17 protein-coding genes and 1 riboswitch are annotated in these 18,363 nt (G+C 72.1%); of the genes, 6 read left to right on the top strand and 11 right to left on the bottom strand.

Annotation, left to right across the window (positions count from 1 at the left end; all coding sequences use genetic code 11):
• Positions 1–12: 12 nt before the first annotated feature.
• The 9 genes from I4J89_RS29390 to I4J89_RS29430 form a co-directional block, all read right to left on the bottom strand.
• Positions 13–636 carry a P-loop nucleotide/nucleoside kinase family protein gene (locus I4J89_RS29390; protein ID WP_196417341.1) on the bottom strand — a complete coding sequence of 208 codons (624 nt, stop codon included), beginning with the start codon at positions 634–636 and terminating at the stop codon, positions 13–15.
• 251 nt (positions 637–887) lie between these two features.
• Positions 888–2,426, bottom strand: coding sequence for a dolichyl-phosphate-mannose--protein mannosyltransferase (locus tag I4J89_RS29395; RefSeq protein ID WP_309238520.1), 1,539 nt, complete (start codon positions 2,424–2,426; stop codon positions 888–890).
• The gene (locus I4J89_RS29400) at positions 2,404–3,195 is read right to left on the bottom strand and encodes a (2Fe-2S)-binding protein (protein ID WP_196417342.1); all 792 of its coding nucleotides are present in this window, start codon (positions 3,193–3,195) and stop codon (positions 2,404–2,406) included. The genes I4J89_RS29395 and I4J89_RS29400 overlap by 23 nt, the downstream gene beginning before the upstream one ends.
• Positions 3,192–3,824: a response regulator gene (locus I4J89_RS29405; protein WP_196417343.1), complete on the bottom strand. Its 633-nt coding sequence runs from the start codon at positions 3,822–3,824 to the stop codon at positions 3,192–3,194. The genes I4J89_RS29400 and I4J89_RS29405 overlap by 4 nt, the downstream gene beginning before the upstream one ends.
• Positions 3,821–4,975 (bottom strand): sensor histidine kinase, encoded by a 1,155-nt coding sequence (locus tag I4J89_RS51640; protein ID WP_196417344.1) that lies wholly within the window; start codon positions 4,973–4,975, stop codon positions 3,821–3,823. The genes I4J89_RS29405 and I4J89_RS51640 overlap by 4 nt, the downstream gene beginning before the upstream one ends.
• A complete protein-coding gene (locus I4J89_RS29415; protein ID WP_196417345.1) occupies positions 4,972–6,153 on the bottom strand; it encodes a DUF418 domain-containing protein in 1,182 nt (393 codons plus the stop codon). Before I4J89_RS29415 ends, I4J89_RS51640 begins: the two co-directional genes overlap by 4 nt.
• 100 nt (positions 6,154–6,253) lie before the next feature.
• Complete coding sequence (locus tag I4J89_RS29420) at positions 6,254–7,435, bottom strand: PrsW family intramembrane metalloprotease (RefSeq protein ID WP_309238521.1); 1,182 nt, start codon at positions 7,433–7,435, stop codon at positions 6,254–6,256.
• Entirely contained in the window at positions 7,432–8,046 is a 615-nt protein-coding gene (locus I4J89_RS29425; RefSeq protein ID WP_196417346.1) for a hypothetical protein, read from the bottom strand. The genes I4J89_RS29420 and I4J89_RS29425 overlap by 4 nt, the downstream gene beginning before the upstream one ends.
• Positions 8,047–8,100: 54 nt before the next feature.
• A complete protein-coding gene (locus I4J89_RS29430) occupies positions 8,101–8,718 on the bottom strand; it encodes a GNAT family N-acetyltransferase (RefSeq protein ID WP_196417347.1) in 618 nt (205 codons plus the stop codon).
• A 10-nt stretch (positions 8,719–8,728) separates the two neighbouring features.
• Positions 8,729–8,844, bottom strand: a riboswitch (SAM riboswitch).
• Positions 8,845–9,081: 237 nt separating this feature from the next.
• Between I4J89_RS29430 and helR the strand changes: the two genes are divergently transcribed.
• On the top strand, positions 9,082–11,157 hold the full coding sequence (helR, locus tag I4J89_RS29435; RefSeq protein WP_230859813.1) for an RNA polymerase recycling motor ATPase HelR: 2,076 nt from the start codon (positions 9,082–9,084) through the stop codon (positions 11,155–11,157).
• On the opposite strand, the gene I4J89_RS29440 is transcribed toward helR, so the two are convergent.
• Positions 11,144–11,722, bottom strand: coding sequence for a hypothetical protein (locus tag I4J89_RS29440; RefSeq protein WP_196417349.1), 579 nt, complete (start codon positions 11,720–11,722; stop codon positions 11,144–11,146). The genes helR and I4J89_RS29440 overlap by 14 nt on opposite strands.
• A 140-nt stretch (positions 11,723–11,862) precedes the next feature.
• Here I4J89_RS29440 and I4J89_RS29445 point away from each other — a divergent pair, with 140 nt between their 5' ends.
• Positions 11,863–12,321 carry a hypothetical protein gene (locus tag I4J89_RS29445; RefSeq protein ID WP_196417350.1) on the top strand — a complete coding sequence of 153 codons (459 nt, stop codon included), beginning with the start codon at positions 11,863–11,865 and terminating at the stop codon, positions 12,319–12,321.
• A 224-nt stretch (positions 12,322–12,545) separates the two neighbouring features.
• Positions 12,546–13,325, top strand: coding sequence for a DUF899 family protein (locus I4J89_RS29450; RefSeq protein WP_196417351.1), 780 nt, complete (start codon positions 12,546–12,548; stop codon positions 13,323–13,325).
• A 9-nt stretch (positions 13,326–13,334) separates the two neighbouring features.
• Here I4J89_RS29450 and I4J89_RS29455 read toward each other — a convergent pair whose 3' ends face one another.
• On the bottom strand, positions 13,335–13,760 hold the full coding sequence (locus I4J89_RS29455) for a VOC family protein (RefSeq protein ID WP_196417352.1): 426 nt from the start codon (positions 13,758–13,760) through the stop codon (positions 13,335–13,337).
• A gap of 86 nt (positions 13,761–13,846) precedes the next feature.
• Here I4J89_RS29455 and I4J89_RS29460 point away from each other — a divergent pair, with 86 nt between their 5' ends.
• The 3 genes from I4J89_RS29460 (at position 13,847) to I4J89_RS29470 (ending at position 17,819) form a co-directional block, all read left to right on the top strand.
• Positions 13,847–14,809 carry a helix-turn-helix transcriptional regulator gene (locus I4J89_RS29460; RefSeq protein WP_196417353.1) on the top strand — a complete coding sequence of 321 codons (963 nt, stop codon included), beginning with the start codon at positions 13,847–13,849 and terminating at the stop codon, positions 14,807–14,809.
• A gap of 86 nt (positions 14,810–14,895) precedes the next feature.
• Positions 14,896–16,278 (top strand): DUF8225 domain-containing protein, encoded by a 1,383-nt coding sequence (locus I4J89_RS29465; RefSeq protein ID WP_196417354.1) that lies wholly within the window; start codon positions 14,896–14,898, stop codon positions 16,276–16,278.
• Entirely contained in the window at positions 16,275–17,819 is a 1,545-nt protein-coding gene (locus tag I4J89_RS29470) for a Dyp-type peroxidase (RefSeq protein WP_196417355.1), read from the top strand. Before I4J89_RS29465 ends, I4J89_RS29470 begins: the two co-directional genes overlap by 4 nt.
• The last annotated feature ends 544 nt before the right edge of the window (positions 17,820–18,363 follow it).

Here is an 18,363-nt window from a genome sequence, read left to right on the forward strand (position 1 = left end):
GACGAACGGACATCAGGTCGCCCAGCCGCCGGCCAGGCCCAGTTGCCCGCAAGCAAGCTGGGAGCGTGCGTCCATGATCCATTGCCGGACGTCGGCGGCCGACTGCTCGACGGCGCGATCCGTCGTGTCGATGATCCTCACGGTCCACCGAGGATCGGCGCTGGTCCAGCCGCTCCAGCGATCCCACCTCATCTGCGCCCATCCAGTCCTGATCACCTCGGGTCGATGTCGGGGATCGCCGGCGTGCCCGCGATGCCACCGTGCCCAGCCGATGAACGAGCGCTTGGCGTCAAGGTTCCACTTCCCGGGGTCACGCTCCTCAAGCCGATGCCGGCGCACCTCATCGTCGACGTCCAACAGGCACGCCGCAATCCCGTCGAGCTCGGTGGCCGAAGGACTCGCCAGCACTTCACCGAGGGGTGATTGTCCGGTCAGCAAGACGTCGATGCCGCTGGCTTGGTAGCGCAGCGCCCGCTCGATCCACACGTCCATGCTGCGCTGCCGCCATGCCGTGTCCGCGCCGCTCGGGACACCGATCTCGTCGAAGTCGTGGACGACCAGGCCCTCCAGCTGCGCGCATGCTCGCGCCGCCGTGGTCTTACCGGAACAACTCGAGCCGGCGATCGTCAGCAACATCCCCGCAGTCTGCCAAGCCACCCGCCCGGGGAGCGATGGCATTTCCCGGCGTCGATACCGCCCGAGGACGTCCAGCGACGGGCCTGCGTCTTGCCAAAACCGACCCGGCGTTCGTCGCCGTGACCGTCAGGTGGTGCTGTTTCCCGGTGGTCGCGCTGGGGCGGTGACGGACAGCCTGGCTCGCGCCGGGAGAGCGGGCACGGCGTCGGCTTCGGCGGGGCGCCGGTTACGCGTACCCCGAAGAAGCGGAATCAGATCCAGCGGTTGCCCAGCCACATGCGATCGGACCAGCTTTCGTAGGGGATCAGCTCGCCCACGAAGATGGGGTGGAAGTAGGCGAAACACACTGCCACCGCGACCACGTAGACGCCGGCGACCACGGCGCCGATCAGCTGGCGGTCGGTGCGCTGCGCGCCGGTGGCCATGCCCTCCGGCGGGGTCATGATCGCGCCGAGGACGTAGACGACGGCGAGGATCAGGAACGGCAGGGCGGGCAGGGTGTAGAAGGAGAACATCGTGCGGCTGTCCGCGGCGGCGAAGTAGAACCACGGGAGCAGGCCGGCGGCCGCGCCGGTGAGGATGGCGTAGGCGCGCCAGTCGCGGCGGGCGATGGCTAGCCACAGCAGCGCCGCCACAGCGGGCAGGAACGACCACCACAGGATGGGCGTGCCGAGCAGAAGTACCTCGCTGGCGCAGCTGGGTGCGCCGCAGCCGGCGGGGGTGACCCACTCGAAAGCTACCGGGCGGCCCATCAGCAGCCACTGCCACGGCCAGGACTGGTAGGGGTGCGGCTTGGTCAGGCCGCTGTGGAAGCCGTACGCCTGTGAGTGGTAGTGGATCAGGTTGAGCAGCGCGCCGAGCACCGGTGGTTCGCTCAGGCCGTTGTCGGCCCGGTAGTGCCGGAAGTATCCGCTGTCGGTGACGAACCAGCCGATCCAGGTGGACAGGTAGAAGATCACGGTCAGGACGACGCTGAGCAGTCCCCAGCCGAGGTCGGCGAAGAGCGAGCCGCGCAGGCCGGCGGACCGGCGTGCCTGGACGCGCCAGGCCAGGACCAGCGCCGCGAAGAACGGCAGGAAGAACAGCGCGTTCCACTTCACCCCGCAGGCGAGGCCGAGCAGCGCGCCGGCGGTCAGCAGCCACCACGGCACGATCGTGGGAACTCGGCCGGTGGCGCCGTTCTCCAGGGCGTGCAGCAGCCGCCGGCGGTAGTGGTCGCGGTCGAGAACGATGGCGGCGAACGCGGCCAGGATGAACAGGCCGAGGAACATGTCCAGCATCGACGTGCGGGACAGCACGAAGTGGAAGCCGTCCAGCGTCATCAGCAGGCCGGCCATGCCGGCCAGCACGATGGAGCGGAACATCCGGTGCGCGACCCGGATGAGGATCAGGATCATCAGCGTGCCGGCGATCGCGACCGGGAAGCGCCAGCCCAGCGGGGTGTTGCCGAACGCGAGCTCGCCGAGCGCGATGAGCCACTTGCCGAGCGGCGCGTGCACCACGTACGCCGGGCCGCCGGTCTTCTCGTCCCACTCCACGCCGTGGCGCAGCATGTCCCAGGCGTCGGTCGGGTAGTAGACCTCGTCGAAGATCAGCTTCCGGGGGCTGGTGATCCCGTTCAGGCGCAGGATCGCGGCGAGCGCCACGACGACCGCGGTGACCAGCCACGAGTACGGATCGAGCCGGCTGTCCAGCGTCGCCAGCCGACGCCGGACGATCCCGGGCACGCCACCCGGGCTCGCGGGTGGTTCCGCGTTGAGCGCTGTCTCAGTCGTCGCCGCCGTAGTCACCCGGCGATCTTAGGACCCTTTCCAATTGCGCCCGCCACTGCTGTTCGCGGATGTGCTGCGGGGTGAGCACGCAGTCACCGCACGTGCCGCCGCCGGGTATCCGGTAGTACAGGCAGCAGTTGTTGCGCACCAGGAACCAGCGGTTCTTCCCGGGGTCGGGGTGGACCAGCGTCGCGGTGCCGCTCAGCGGGGCCACGGCGAGTGCCGCGTCGACGACAGCGGCGGCACGGGCGGCTCGTCCGGGCACGCTGCCGGCGATCATGCCGGCGGCGCCGCCCAGGGCCGAGGCCACGTTGCCCCACAACACCTGCGGGGACAGCACGAACCGGCGGCGGAACGCGCCGAGAATCGGCTCGACCAGACCTTGGGTGACGGTACGGGTGAGCGTGCCGGCGATGTCGGCCGCGGGCTGGTCGGCGCAGGCGACGGCGGTCAGATCCCGGCAGGCGATCGGCATCGGACCGCTGTCGACCGGGCGCCACCACAGGCGGTCCGCGTCCGGCACCGGAAGGGCGTTGCCGACGGCGGCCGCGGCGAGGGGCGGCGACAGCAGCCGCGACGCCAGGCCGAGGAAGACGATCGAGGCCACCACCCGTTCGTCGACGCCACCCCCGGACATCGCGGCCAGTGTCCGGCGCCCGATCTCCACGCGTTCGGCGATCACCTCGCCGTCTCGCAGCTCACGCAGGGGCCGCCAGCCGGGCGCGCCGTCGTACGGCTCCCAGGTGAAGTAGGGCCCGAGCCGCGCGGCCGCCTCGAGCGCGGTCACAGCAGGCCGCGCCGGTGTGCGGCGGAGACGGCCGAGGCGCGGTCGGGCACTTCCAGCTTGGCGTAGATGTGCAGCAGGTGGGTCTTGACGGTGGCCTCGCTGATGAACAGGGCCGCCGCGGTCTCCCGGTTGGTCCGGCCCTGCGCGACCAGGGCGAGGACTTCGCGTTCCCGGGCGCTGAGCTGGGTCTCGGTGAGCGGGTGCCGCGGTCGCACACGCGCCAGCAGGAGCGTGGCGACGGACGGGGAGAGCACGGTCTCGCCGCGGGCGGCGGCGCGGACCGCGCGGAACAGTTCCTCGCGCGGCGCGTCCTTGAGCAGGTAGCCGATGGCGCCGGCCTCGATGGCGGGCAGCACGTCGGAGTCGGTGTCGTGGGTGGTGAGGACCAGGACGCGTACGCCCGGCACGCGTTCCAGCAACAGCCGGATCAGCGTGCCGCCGCTCGGCTCCGGCAGGCGCAGGTCGGTCAGCACGACGTCCGGTCGCACACTGTCGACCACGGTCAGCGCCTCGGCGCCGCCGGCCGCCTCCCCGACCACCTCGAAGTCCGGCTGGGTGCCGAGCATGCCGCGCAGCCCGTCCCGGACGACCGGGTGATCGTCCACGACGACCAGCCGCAGCGTGGTCACCGCTCCCCCTCGATGACCGGCACGGTGACGCTGACCGCGGTGCCGGCGCCCGGCGACGACTCGACGTCCACCGAGCCGGAGAGCGCGCCGACCCGCTGGCGCAGGGCGGTGAGGCCGAAGCCACCGGCCTGCGGCCGGTCGAATCCGGTCCCGTCGTCGCGTACGTCCAGCACGATCACATCCTCCATGTACGACAGCGTGACGTCGACGCGGGACGCCCGCGCGTGCCGGCCGACGTTCGACAGGGCCTCCTGGGCGGCCCGCAGCAGGGTCACCTCGACCTCGGAGTGCGCCGGCAGCGGTGTCCCGGTCACGGTGAAGTTCGCGGCGACGTCGTACTGCTCGCTCCAGGTGGTCACGGCCTGCCGGACGGCCTCGCTGAGCCGGGCGTCCTGGAGCGGTCCCGGCCGCAGCGCGTCGATCGACCGGCGCACCTCTACGAGGCTGGTACGGGCCAGGCGCTGGGCGGTCTCCACCCGGCCCCGCGCCGAGGCGGACGGCAGGTCACCGACCGCCTCGAGCTGGGTGACGATACCGGTGAGTCCCTGGGCGACGGTGTCGTGGATCTCCCGGGCCAGGCGGGCCCGTTCCTCGGCGACGCCGGCTTGCCGGGCCAGCCGGGCGTTCTCGGTGAGCAGTTCCCGGCGTCGGATCGCCTCCCGCTCCATCACCCGGATCATCGTGCCGATCAGCGCCGCCAGGGGTGTCGCCAGCCCGAAGGTGATCAGCAGGTCCCCGGTGTCCGGCCCGGTGACCAGCAGTGCCGGGAGGCTCGCCGCCACCACGCCGACGTAGGCGTACCAGCCGGGCAGCGCGACGAACGCGAGCACGTAACAGGCCGGGACGAAGAGCTGGAAGGCGTCGCTGCGCTGGAGCAGGACGGTGGTGAAGGCGAGCACGCCCACGAAGTAGCCGGCCATCGTCCAGGTCCGGCGTTCCCACCAGTCGGGGTGCGCCAGGATGAACCACCAGTGCCAGGCGGCGAGCGCACCGGCCACGACGAGGGTGATCAGGTGCTGCCGCCAGCCGGCCGGCTCGGCGAACAGGGACACCACGCAGGCGACGAGCAGCAGCCCGTACGGCGCGAGCGCCCAGGCCTGGTTCCACCGGTGTTCGCGTTGCCGGCCCAGCTGTTCCTCCACCGACGTCACCCCGCTATCTTGCCCGTGCGGTAGGTGAGGCGGCGAAGCAGCACTTCGGCCGGTCCCCGCCGACCGGTGCGCCGCATCAGGTCGGCGAGCAGCACCGACACCAGCCAGGTGGCCAGGGCGATCGCCGCGGTGGCGGCGGTGCCGAGGGTCGCGCCGAGCCCGAGGGTGTACGGCACGAACAGGGCGACGAACACCACCGACTGGAACAGGTAGCAGCTGAGCGACCGCTGCCCGGTCGCGACGAGTGCCCGGACCACCGGTCCCGGACGGTTCCCGGACCGGGTCGCCAGCAGGCCGATGAGGGCGGCGTAGCCGAGGCCGCCGGCGATGCCGGTGACCGCGTGGAGCGCCGAGAGGCCCCACAGGGCGAGCATGCCCGCCGGCTCCCAGAAGTGGCCGACGGCGAGGGCGACCGGCAGTCCACCGGCGACGGCCGCGCCGAGGCCGGCGACCGCGGTACGGACCAGCAGCGGCCGGTGCGCGGCCGGGTCGGTCAGGACGCCTCGCCGGGCGGCCCAGATACCGGCCAGGGCGGCGCTGACCACGCCGATGACACCGATCGGGGTCATCAGCCATTCCAGCGGGCGCAGGATCATCGCCTGGATCGGGTCGCCGGTCTCGAACGACCAGAAGAACGAGCGCTCGGCGGTCGGCGGTGCCATGTACGCGGCGCCCTGGAGGACCGCGACGACTCCCAGCCAGAGGGCGGCGGCGACGAGCAGCTTGCGGTCCGGCACCCGGAACAGCGCCACCAGGGCGAAGCCGAGCAGGCCGTACAGGCCGAGGATGTCTCCGGGGAACAGCAGCAGGGCGTGCAGGAAGCCGAACGCGATCAGCCACCGGCTGCGGCGGCGCAGCAGCCGTTTGACGTCGGGTTCGGACATGCCGGCCTCGGTCTGCCGCTGGTGGATCTGCACGACGCCGTAGGCGAACAGCGCGGCGAACAACGGGAAGGCGCGGCCGTCGACCAGGGTCACGGTGACGACGCTGACGATCCGGTCCAGCAGGCCGTGCTCGACGATGTGCTGGCGTACGCCGTACTCGCGGCCGTGGAGGTAGACGATCGAGTTGGCCAGGGCGATGAGGGCGAGCATGAGCCCGCGGGCGAGGTCGGGGGCGAGGGCCCGGTCCCGGGTTCGTACCGGTCCGGGCAGGACGTTTGCCTGGATGAGTGTCATGCGTTCAGCCTGTCGGCGCGCGGGCGGCGTCAAATCGACCGACCTACCGGCCGGCTCCATCCACCGCCGCCGCGCGTTCATCCACCGATCGGTCGATGTGTCATCCGGCGCGCAGGCGCCGTACCTCCGAGCGGGCGTGCTCGACGCGGTCGCTGTCGTGCCCGCCGGCCTCGGCGACCTCCTGGGCCAGGTCGTTCGCGGCGGCGAGGATGTGCTTGGCGCGCCGGCGTTCGCGATGGCCGTGCTGGGCTTTCCGGAAGCGCCGCCGGGTCCGCCAGCTGCCCGCGGCGGCGGCGACCTCGGCCTCGGTGAGCAGTCCGGACGCGCTCTCCGGCGCCAGGATGTCGCGCACCCAGGCCTGCTCCTGAGGCACCGCCAGCCGGAACGCCAGCCAGAGCAGGAGCAGGTCGAGCACCGGCAGGACCAGGAACCACAGCAGGAGGGTGCCGAGATCACCGGCCAGCGAGTAGCCGAGCGCGCCCATGTCGTCCCAGCATCCGTGTGCGGCCATCGCGGCGAGCATCAGCAGCACGCCACGTATCCGGTGGCGGCGTTCGCCGCGCCCGAGCAGCCACATGATGCCGGAGCAGAAGACCGCGCTGAACAGCACGTGCCCGAACAGGCCGCTGGTGCTGCGCGTCACCACGATGGACCAGGCCGCGTCGACCTGGTCGGCGCCGAACTGCGAGACCGTGCTGTTGTACGCGTACAGCACGTCCTCGACGATCTGGAAGCCGAGCCCCGTGTACGCGCCGATGATCAGTCCGTCGAACGGGCTGCGGACCAGCCGGGGTGCCAGGCCGATCAGCAGGATGACGGCGAGACCCTTGCCGATCTCCTCGTTGATCGGCGCGGTCAGTCCGGCACCCCAGTCACTCGCCCAGCCCGTCCCGAAAGCCTTGCCGTACAGCGACAGGAAGGCGCCGTTGGCGGGCAGGGCGATCCAGAAGGTGGCGGCGATCCCACCCCAGGCGGCCGCGACGACCAGCAGCTTGCCCGGCAGCCGGGTGTACCGGTTGTGATAGGCCAGCAGGATCAGCCACGGAACGGCGTACAGGGCGAACGCGAGTACGCCGAGCCCGAGCCCGACGCCGTAGGCCGGCAGCCCGGAACCGAAGTAGCGCAACAACTCGTACAGGCCGCCGGCGACGCCGAGGGCGAAAACCCAGAAGCACAGGTTGCGCACCTGCACGAGCCGGAACGGCGCGCCCCACCCGGACGCCTCCAGTGCGGCGGCCCGCCGGGACAGGGCGGCGGAGGAAACCTGGTCGACGGTGGTCACGGCTGGGCCTCCAGGGTCACGCTGCGCAGCATCGCGTCGATCTGGGCGGTACGGGCGGAGAGCTGATCCGAGGTCCCGGCGACCTCGACGGCCAGGCCACGACCGTCCGAGAAGGTGTAGGCGGCGATCACGCCGTCCCCCGACGTGCTGGTGTAGGACTCGGTCACCCCGGTGACACCACCCACCGCGGTGACCGCCGAGCGCTGGTTGCCGGCCGTGAACGCCGGCCGCGTGTTCGTCCTGCTGTCGTTGCGGTTGATCTGGTTCAGCAGGGCGTCGGCGTCACCGGCGAACGGTGCCACCTCGATCTGTGCGCTGACCCCGCCCTGCACCACCGCCGCCGTCGGCGATCCGGTGCCGGGCTGCACCGTTTTCGTACCGATCAGGATGCCGTCGACCAGCCGCCACCCCACCGGCGGCGCGATCGTCAGCCCACCGCCCAGATTGAGCCGGTCACCGGTCTGGACGACCGCGTCTCCCGGCGTCGCCTGGTCGATCAGCGGGATGACGCTGCGCAACAGGATCGCGATCGCGAAGACCACGAGGCCGGGCAGCAGGGTTCGCCGGTCCAGACCTAGCCAACGTCGTTCCACCGGAACCCAGTTGTCCATGACCACACCTTGGCACGGCGGGATTACGCGGTGAAAGCATCTGTCGCCCAGGACTCACGCCAGCCGAGCCTCCAGCCGGGCGCGGCAGGCCGGCCACTCCGAGGCGAGCACGGAGAACATCGCGGAGTCCCGCAGCAACCCGGCCTCCCCCGGTGCCCACGACCGCGACCAGGATCGCAGCACCCCCTCGAACCGGGCGCCCACCTTCTCGAGGGCCGACCGGGACCGGCTGTTGCGGGCGTCGGTCTTCAGGTCGACACGGGCCACCCGCCACTGCTCGAACGCGTTGGCGAACAGCAGCAACTTGGCCTCGGTGTTCAAGCCGGTGCCCTGGGCCGACGCGGCCAGCCAGGTGAAACCGACCTCGACCGCGCAGAGCCCGGCACCCTCCGACCACAGTCGCGGATCCCAGTAGGCGGTGGCACCGACCGCGCGGCCGCTGTCCTTCGCGATCTGCGCGTACGGCTTGAGGGTGCCGGCCGCCGCCCGGCTCAGCTGGGCCTCGATGTAGTCGTCCACCTCGGCGGCGACCGGCACCCAGGTGAACCGGTACGACCCGCGATCCTCCTCGGCCGCGGCGGCGAGGTCGGCGGCATGCCGGTGGTCGAGGGGTTCCAGGCGGACGAGCCGGCCCTCCAGGATCGGGGTGGTCAGCGTGGCGGGAAAGGGCACAGCGGTCTCCGTTCGCGGCTTGCCCGGCGCACCGCGCGCCGGGCCCGGTCATCACCCGGGGCACCCCGCCCACGACAGGAGGGTTGCCGGCCAGCAAGCCGGGGCTTGTCGCTGGCGCTCATGACCTCGCAGCGACATTAGGCCGGAACGGCCGTCGACGCGAACGAAAAAAGGGGATCCGGCGATCCCCTCATTTCTAAGCTATAGCAGGACCGGGGGCTTGCCGCAAGACCCGGGTGGTGGCGCAAAATCGCTGCTCTAAGCCGGTTTCCGGCAAGGTTACCGATCGGAGCTCATCGCGTGAACCCAACGACCACCAGCGTTTTCGATCTTCCCGAGCGCCTCGCCGGCAAGGCCGACCCGATGCTGGTGACCGCCGACGAAGGACACTTCGCGGCGATCGCGGACAGCCTCGGGCAGTCGATCGCCGAGCTGTCCGACCGCCTCGACACCGAACGCCGAGCACCGGCCGGCAAGGGCCGGCAGGCGGTGGATCGCGACGACGCGATCCGCCGGATGACCTCACGCCTGCGGGCTCTGCGGCGGTTCAGCCTCGACCTGTGCCTGGGCCGCATGGTCAGCGCGGACCGGCCCGACGAGCCGGTCTACGTGGGACGGCTCGGCCTCACCGACGGCGAGGGCGGCCGGCTGCTCGTCGACTGGCGCTCTCCGGCGGCCGAACCGTTCTTCGCGGCCACCCACGCCAACCCGATGGGACTGATCAGCCGCCGCCGGTACCGCTGGCTCGACGGCCGGATCATCGACTACTGGGACGAGGTGTTCACTCCGGACGGCCTGGAGGGGCACGCCGCGCTCGACGACCAGTCCGCCTTCATCGCGAGCCTGGGCGGCAGCCGGTCGCCGCGGATGCGCGACGTGCTCGGCACCATCCAGGCCGACCAGGACGCGATCATCCGGGCCGGGTCCCGGGGCGCGCTGATCGTGGACGGCGGCCCGGGTACCGGCAAGACGGTGGTGGCGCTGCACCGGACCGCGTACCTGCTCTACTCCGACCCGCGACTCGGGCACCGGCGGGGCGGGGTGCTGTTCGTCGGACCGCACGAGCCGTATCTGGCGTACGTCTCCGACGTCCTGCCCAGCCTCGGTGAGGAGGGCGTGCAGAGCTGCACCGTGCGGGACCTGGTCGCCGAGGGGGCCGGCGCGGCCGCCGAGAGCGACCCGGAGGTGGCCCGCCTCAAGTCGTCGGCGGACCTGGTCCGGGCCATGGAGACGGCGGTCCGGTTCTACGAGGAGCCGCCCGCCAAGGGCTTGACCGTCGGCACCGAGGACGGTGACGTCCGGCTGACCGGCGCCGACTGGGCCGAGGCGTTCGAGGCGCCGGATCCCGGCACCCCGCACAACGAGGCGCGCGACCAGATCTGGACCGAGCTGCTCGCGATCCTGGCCGCCAAGTCCGACGTCGGTGAGGCGGCACTGGCTCGCAGCCGGGAGTTGCGTACCGCGTTCAACCGGGCCTGGCCGGTGCTCGAACCGGCGGACCTCGTCGCCGATCTCTGGTCGGTGCCCGCCTACCTGCGCAAGTGCGCTCCCTGGCTGAGCGTCGACGAGATCCGCAAGCTGCAGCGTCCGGACCCGCGGGCCTGGACGGTGTCCGACCTGCCGCTGCTGGACGCGGTACGGCAGCGCCTCGGCGACCCGGAGGCGTCCAGCCGCCGGCGCCGGCAGGAGGCCGCGGTCGCCGCCGGACGCGCGCGGATGGACCGGGTCGTCGACGACCTGATCGCCTCCAACGAGTACGACGACGGCGAGGGCCTGATGACGATGCTGCGCCAGCAGGACCTGCGCGAGGTGCTGGCCGAGGGAACCGGCCTGCCGGCGGCCGACCCGGACCTGCTCGCCGGGCCGTTCGCGCACATCGTCGTGGACGAGGCCCAGGAACTGACCGACGCGGAGTGGCAGATGCTGCTGCTGCGCTGCCCGTCGCGCAGCTTCACCATCGTCGGCGACCGCGCCCAGGCCCGGCACGGGTTCACCGAGTCGTGGCAGCAGCGCCTGGAGCGGGTCGGGTTCGACCGGATCAGCCTGGCCTCGCTGACCATCAACTACCGGACGCCGGAGGAGGTCATGGCGGAGGCCGCACCGGTCATCCGGGCCGCGCTGCCGGACGCCAACGTGCCGGTGTCGATCCGCAGCAGCGGCGTTCCGGTCGTGCACGGCCCCGTCTCCGACCTGCGGAAGATCCTCGACGAGTGGCTGGCGGCCAACGCCGAGGGCATCGCCTGCGTCATCGGCGATCCCACCTTCCAGCCGCCGGCCCGGGTCCGCTCGCTGACCCCGGAACTGTCCAAGGGTCTCGAGTTCGACCTGGTCGTGGTGGTCGACCCGGAGACGTTCGGCGACGGCATCGAGGGGGCGGTCGACCGCTACGTGGCGATGACCCGGGCCACCCAGAGGCTGGTCATCCTCACGAGCTCGTGACCGGGCGGCGGCCGATCAGACCGGCCGCAACCACGACGAGGAGATAGAGGGCGAACGCGATCAGCGTGATCACTTCGAAGACCCGGCTGCGCACGTCGGCGGCCAGCCGGGGCCCGAAGTAGCCGCGCGGGTCGGTGACCACGTCGAGCCGGCTGCCGGCCGCGTACTCCACGGTGTCCCGGAACTCACCCGGAAGTACGCGGCCGGCCCCGTCGTACAGCGTGTAGTTGTAGAGGCAGCGACCCTCGCCGTTGTCCGTGCAGGTGGCCTCGCCGACGGTCGCGGCCGCCGGCGTGCCCAGCTCGCGCATGTAGAAGTCGCCGGGCACCGCGAGCGCGGTCATCAGCAGCACCAGCGCCGGCACGAACGCCACCCAGGTCGGCCAGGTGCGGCCACCACTGATCCAGTAGAGCGCGAACGGTGCGGCGACGAACGCGGCCATCGGCGCGGCCGCGACCAGCCACCACAGCCAGGTGCCGAGCGATCCGGCCACGCCCACCACGAGCCAGAGCGCGACGGTGGCGATGAGCAGCGCCGCAACGCGGCGCCAGGTGGATCCTTTCATGATCACATTGTGGGTACGCGTGACAGCGTCGCCCGCCGGGCCCCCGAACTATCGACAGTCACCGCTGTAGGCCGTATGGTGGCGGATCGGTGGGAGCGCTCCCACCAGTGATCACGCTCGCCGACCTGGAGGTGCCCCCCATGCGCCGTGTCATCCCCGTCCTGCTCATCGGCGGCGGCCTGCTGGCTGCCGCGGCCTGCGGTACCGCGCAGAGCGGCAACACCACCGCCACCGCACCGAGCGCCCCCGTCGCGACCGCACCACCGGCGGTCGCCGCCACCTGCGAGGCGCTCGCCGAGGCGTACGGCGAGAACATGGCACCGTATGCCAAGGCGCTCCACGGGCTCATCGCCGACCGCAAGGCGACCGCACCGGCACAGCAGGCGCTGGCCGGGTTCGCCACCGCGGTGCAGGACGCCACCAAGGCGAGCGGGGACGAGGAGCTGCGCATCGAGGGCAAGGAGGCGGCCGACAAGTTGCGGGCCAAGTCCGCCGACGCCAAGTTCTTCGCCGGCATCAAGACCACGGAGGACGTCAACAAGGCGATCGGCCCCACCCTCACCGAGTGGCTGGCCCCGGTCCACCGCCGCTGCTCCTGATTCCTCGCCGGCGGCCGCGTTCGGGCCCAGCTTGCGCAGCCACCTGCCCCGGCCCGGCGGTCGCGGTGGGGCCTGAAGTGACGGTCAGATCGCGCGGGAGGGCGGGGACCGGTGCGAACGCGTACATCTAAAAAGGGTTGACCGCGATGAGTTTCGGCCGGGTCGCGGGTCTGGTCTGCTGAGCGTCGTATGACGCTGCCCGGCACGACATCCCGGAGGACGCCATGACCACCAACAGTGACCCGGCCGCCGCACTGCCCGGCCGCCCGCCCGTCGTCGATCTGGCCACCTGGCAGGCCGCCCGTGACGAACTGCTGGTGCGGGAGAAGGCCTATACCCGCGAGGGTGACGCCGTCGCCGCGGCCCGCCGCCGGCTGCCGATGGTGGAGTTCGACGGGACGGTCGAGGTCGTCGGATCGGACGGCCCGGTTCCGTTCCTGAACCTGTTCGAGGGCCGCGACGAGCTCGTGGTCTACCAGCACATGTGGTACGACGGCGCGCCGCACCAGGGTCAGTGCGAGGGCTGCACCACCACCGCCTGGCACCTGAAGGACGCCGTCTATCTCAACGCCCGCGGCGTCTCGTTCGCCGTTCTGACCACCGGCCGGTGGGACGAGGTCGCCTCCTACGTGGAGTTCATGGGTTACACCCAGCCCTGGTACTCGGTGCGCGACGTGGCGCCGCCGGTCGGCGGCAGCATGGGCTATCTCTCCTGCTTCCTGCGCGACGGCGACCGTGTGTTCCTCACCTATTCCACGACGGGCCGGGGCAACGAGCGGGTCAACGGGTCCCTCGGCCTGCTCGACATGACGCCCTACGGTCGCGGCGAGGCGTGGGAGGACAAGCCCGAGGGCTGGCCGGAGGGTGGCAGCCCGAGCTGGTCCTGGCGTTCGGACGCGGCCGGCAACGCCGACTGGGGGCCGACCAGCCGGCCGGTGCCGCAGTGGACCCGCCCCGGCGCGACTCCCGTGGAGACCCTCGGCCGGAGCGGCCACCACCACTGACCGTGCGGGTCAGCCGGCCCGGTGTTCGACGGCGACGTCGAGGACCCAGGTGACGCCGTAGCGGTCCTTGAGCATGCCGTACAGCGGTGACCAGCCGGCCGGGGCCAGGTCCTGGATGATCGTGGCGCCCTCGGACAGTCCCGTCCAGTAGGTGGTGATCTCGTCGCCGTCGTCGCCGCGGACCGAGACGAAGACGGGCCGGTCACCGGCGTCGTAGGAGAGGTGGCCGGGCACGTCGTACGCCATGACCCGGAAACCGTTGCCGGCGGCGACCTGGCCCCACATGATCTGCTCGGCCTCGGCCGGGTCCTGGACGTTGCCGGTGTCGCGGTAGGTGACCAGGGCCGCCTGACCGCCGAACACCGACCGGTAGAACTCCAGGGCCGCGCGAGCCTGGCCGCGGAAGTTCAGGTGGGTCGTGGTGGTGATGCTCATGATGTCTCCCGTCGAGATCGGTTCGGGGAAACACTCGCAGGAGTAGGTGCCAGGCTGTGTCCTCTTCTGCGGGCAGAATCCGTTCCATGCCGAAGACCTCCGCCCGCCTGCTCGCGCTGCTGTCGTTGCTGCAGGCTCGCCGGGACTGGCCGGGAACACTGCTGGCCGAACGGCTCGAGGTCAGCCTGCGGACGGTACGCCGGGACGTGGACCGGCTCCGGGAGCTCGGCTACCCGATCGCCGCGATCAAAGGCCCGGACGGCGGCTACCGGCTCGGCGCCGGCACCGACCTGCCACCGCTGCTGTTCGACGACGACCAGGCCGTCGCTCTCACCGTGGCGCTGCAGATCGCCGCCGGCTCGCGGGACAGCGGTCTGGACGAGGCCGCCGCGCGCGCCCTGCACACCATCCGGCAGGTCATGCCGTCCCGGCTGCGGCAGCGGGTCGACTCCCTGCGAATCACCGCGATCGAGCGGCCCACGACCCAGCCGCCCGCCCCGGTACGCAAGGACGTGCTGCTGGCGATCAGCGGCGCCGTCCACGCGCGCGAGGTGCTGCGTTTCGACTACGGCACGGACCCGGCGGACCGGCCACCACGCCGCGCCGAGCCGCACCACCTCGTCACCCGGGACGGACGCTGGTACCTGGTCGCGTGGGACCTGGACCGCGCGGACTGGCGGATCTTCCGCGCCGACCGGGTCGCGCCGCGCATCCCCACCGGGCCCCGCTTCACCCCGCGCGCGTTGCCCGGCGGGGACGTCGCCGCGTACGTCACCGCCCGGTTCCAGGGCTCCGAGGACGGCTGGCCGTGCCGGGGTGTGGTGATCCTCGACCGGCCGGCCGCCACCGTGGCCGGCTACACCCGGGACGGCGTCGTCGAGGAGGTCGGTCCCGGCCGTTGCCGGCTCACCCTCGGGTCGTGGTCATGGGCGAGCCTGGCCGCGGCGTTCGGCCGGTTCGACGCGGACATCGAGGTCATCGGACCCGACGAGCTCCGGGACGCCTTCGGGCGGCTGGCCCGCAGGTTCGGCGCGGCCGCGACCGGGTGAGGCTGCTTGTGACACGCTCCTGTCACCCGGGCTGCGGGCGGCCGGTCCACTGGCGACTGGTCGACCAGCGGTAGGATGATCGATTCATGGGGATGCTGGACACGCCGGGCGGCGTACGCGATCTGGATCCGCAGCGGCTGGCCGGCTGGTCGGCGCTGGTCTCCGCATGGATGGACGCCATGGTCGCTCGGACCGCCGGCCAGGTCGGCGGGGCTGAGCACGTCCGGTTCTTCAACCCGCTGCGCACCGCGACGCCGGGTCCGCTCGCCGAACGCCGGATCAGCTGGGACGCCTTCCCGCGCCCGGTCGCGGTGCGCTACCCCGGCGATCCCGCCGGTGCCCGGCGGGCCGCCGACGAGTTCCGCAGCCTCGGCGACTACTACGGGGTGACCTTCTACGCGGTACGCGACGGCCAGGCCGAGGAGATCACCCTGCGGTACCGGCCGCAGGACGAATACTGCGAGTGGTACGCCGAGCGCGACCCGGACACCGGCCGGATGCTGCGGATCGTGTTCACCTCCGAGGGCCACGAGTACTGGCGGTTCCTGGCCGGCGGCACGGCCGCGTTCCCGAGCGCGACGGTGCCGGCGGACCAGCGGGTCGACGGCGACCGCGCCCAGCTGCTGCGCCTCTATCGCGAGCTGGTCAGCCCGCGGGTACGCGAGGAGGACCTCTACTTCGACACCGACATCGCGTTCCGCCGTACCCCCGACGGTCAGCTGGAGCCGTACCGGTCGCGGGGGGCGTACAACCCGTACAACGTCTGGAACACCGAGCGCGGTCTGGCACACCTCACCCACCCGGAGAACAGCCTGTACGGCGAGATCTCCCTGGCCGCCGCCGCCAGCGTGCCGCGGGCCGGCGCCGACGGCACTCCGGTGACCGACGCCGGGCGGCTGGTGTGCTGCGCCGCCCTGGGCGACCCGAACCGGTCCAGCGACCCGACCATCTCCACCGATGTGAACGACCTAGTCCGCCAGGGCTTGTCGGTGACGCTGCGCGACCCGATCGGGCTCTACATCACCGCTTTCGACGACGCAGCGGTGTCCGGTCCCGGCGGCGAGAACGTGGCCTCGTGGTGGCGGCCGGTGCGCGGCGCCGGCGGGCTGACCCTGCGAGCCGAGTTCGCGCCACCGCCGGATGCCCCGTTCGGACTGGAAGACGTGCTGGTCAATGGCCTCCCACTGGAGTACGGCGGGCAGCTCGCCGAGGTGACGACCATGTCGTTGTTCGGCGCCGCCGCCGATCTGGGGCAGCCCGCTCCCGCGCCGATCCCCTGCGACCATCGGTGCTGCGCCAGGGACGACAACCCGGACGAACTCACCCTGGTCACCATCGGATCGCAGTGCCCGCCAGGCTGGCACGCCGCCTTCGAGGAGACGCCCCTTCGCCAAGCCGCCGCCGGGCGCCTGGCCGACTCCACGAGGCAGGCCGCCGGAAGCGTGCGGTTGCCGGATCTCCTCGCGTGAATCCCGGCGGATCGGCCGAGCCGCGCCTCGACCTGGACGACATCCAGGCCCACGTGCTGCCCGGCTTCGGCCACGAGCACCAGTGCCTGCTCGGCTGGCGCCTGCCCGACGACGATCCGGCGCCGCCGGCCCGCGGGCTGCTGGCCGCGCTCGCCGACCGGATCACACCGGCAAGCCGCGGGCTGCACATCCGGCAGCTCCGGCGCGCGGCCCGGCACGGCCGCGCCGAAGCCGCCGCCACCACACCGTCAAGCAACGAGCCGCACAGCTCGGCCCGGCACGGCCGCATCGACCCCGCCGTGCTGGCCGAGCCACCCGCGCTGGCAGCAGCCGTGTCGGCGCGGACGTTGCGGGTCCTCGGGCACGCCGACGTGGCCGCCATCGACGAGGCCTTCGCGGTCGGGATGGCCCGGCGCAGCTACCTGCGCGACCCACCGAGCACCGAATGGACGACCGGCGGGCCGGGCCGGGAGATCGACATCTTGGTCGTGCTGGCCGGCGACGATCCCGCGCTGCTCGCGGACGCCGCCGCCACGGTATCCGGCGCCGGCACCGAAGCCGGCTGCGAACTCGTCCACGAGCAGCACGCCCGGCGGCTGCCCGGCGACATCGAACACTTCGGCTTCCGCGACGGCATCTCGCAGCCGGTGCTGCGCGGGGTCGTCGACGACGCCGGCACGCCGCTGGTCGCGCGTACCCCGATGCCGCCGATGCCCGACCACCGCGCCTACGCGGCCCCCGGCGACGTGCTGCTCTGGCCCGGGCAGTTCCTGTTCGGCCTGCCCCGGCAGAGCGCGACCGATCCGACGCGTCCACTTCCGGCGCGCTCGGTGCCGGCGCTGGCCCGCAACGGCTCGCTGCTGGTCTATCGCAAGCTGGAGCAGGACGTAGCCGGCTTCTACGCCGACACCGCGCGGATGGCCGCCGCCCTGAACACCGACCCGGCAGACGTGCGCGCTCAGCTGGTGGGCCGCCGGCCCGACGGCCGGCCCCTGGTGCGACCAGCGGACGCCACATCGGCGGAACTGAACCACTTCGGCTACGACACCGACGCACCGCCCATCCCGGACGGCCCGCGCGGCGCGACCGCCGACCCCGACGGGCTGCGCTGCCCGCTGGCCGCGCACATCCGCAAGGTCAACCCCCGCGACCAGGAAACCGACAAGGGCCCGAGCGCGGCGACGCTTTCCTTCGCCATCCTGCGAAGAGGCATAACGTACGGCGAGCGGTACGACCACGACTCCCCCGGCACCGCCGACGAGCGGGGGTTGCTGTTCCTGTGCTACCAGACCGACCTCACCCAGCAGTTCGAACTGCTCGCCCAGCGCTGGGCCAACAACCCCGAACGTCCCCGGCAGGGCCTCAGCAACGGCGTCGACCTGATCATCGGCCGGGTGACCCCCGGCACCGAACGCCGGGCCACACTACTCGCCGGCGAGGTATCCACCATGACCGACTACGTCCACCCACGCGGCGGCGCCTACCTGTTCACGCCGTCACTGTCCGCCATCCGCACCCTGAGCAAGGCGAACGCCCCCTGACAACCCGCCGCGGCCCGCCCGGTATGTCTGCGGGTCGGCACCGGGTGGGCGCACGACTGAGGTGACGTCGGGTAGCCGGGGGTGGTCGTGGTGGCGGCCACTCTCGCGGATCGTGGTGGATCCGGTGCGCGCGGGCGCACCCGATCCACCGCATTCCGCAAACCACCACGCAACGACGGGCTACCGGTCCCCACCGATCGCCTACCCGTGGGCGGCCTACCAACCGCATCCCGGGCCCGGGGCACTGGCAAGCAACCGCGACGAACCACGCCCGGCCCCGCAAATCCCTGGGCAGGTAGCCGGGCCGCGTGGCGAGCAGCCGCGCCCGGGCATGGAGGGTGTGGTGTTGATCAGCGGAAGAGCCACTGCTGCTAGCTCGGTGGTCGACGAGGCGGGGTGGTGCGGACCGGCTCTGCGCTAGATGTGATGTCCAGCCAGGTTGTTCAACCGGGTGATGGGTGCCAGCTTGCCGATCGCGGTGTGGGGCCGGTGGTGGTTGTAGTCGTGCAGGAAGCCGGGTAGGGCAGCGCGGCGGGTTTTTTCG

The sequence above is a fragment of the Actinoplanes aureus genome (assembly GCF_015704865.1).
Classification (GTDB): domain Bacteria; phylum Actinomycetota; class Actinomycetes; order Mycobacteriales; family Micromonosporaceae; genus Actinoplanes; species Actinoplanes aureus.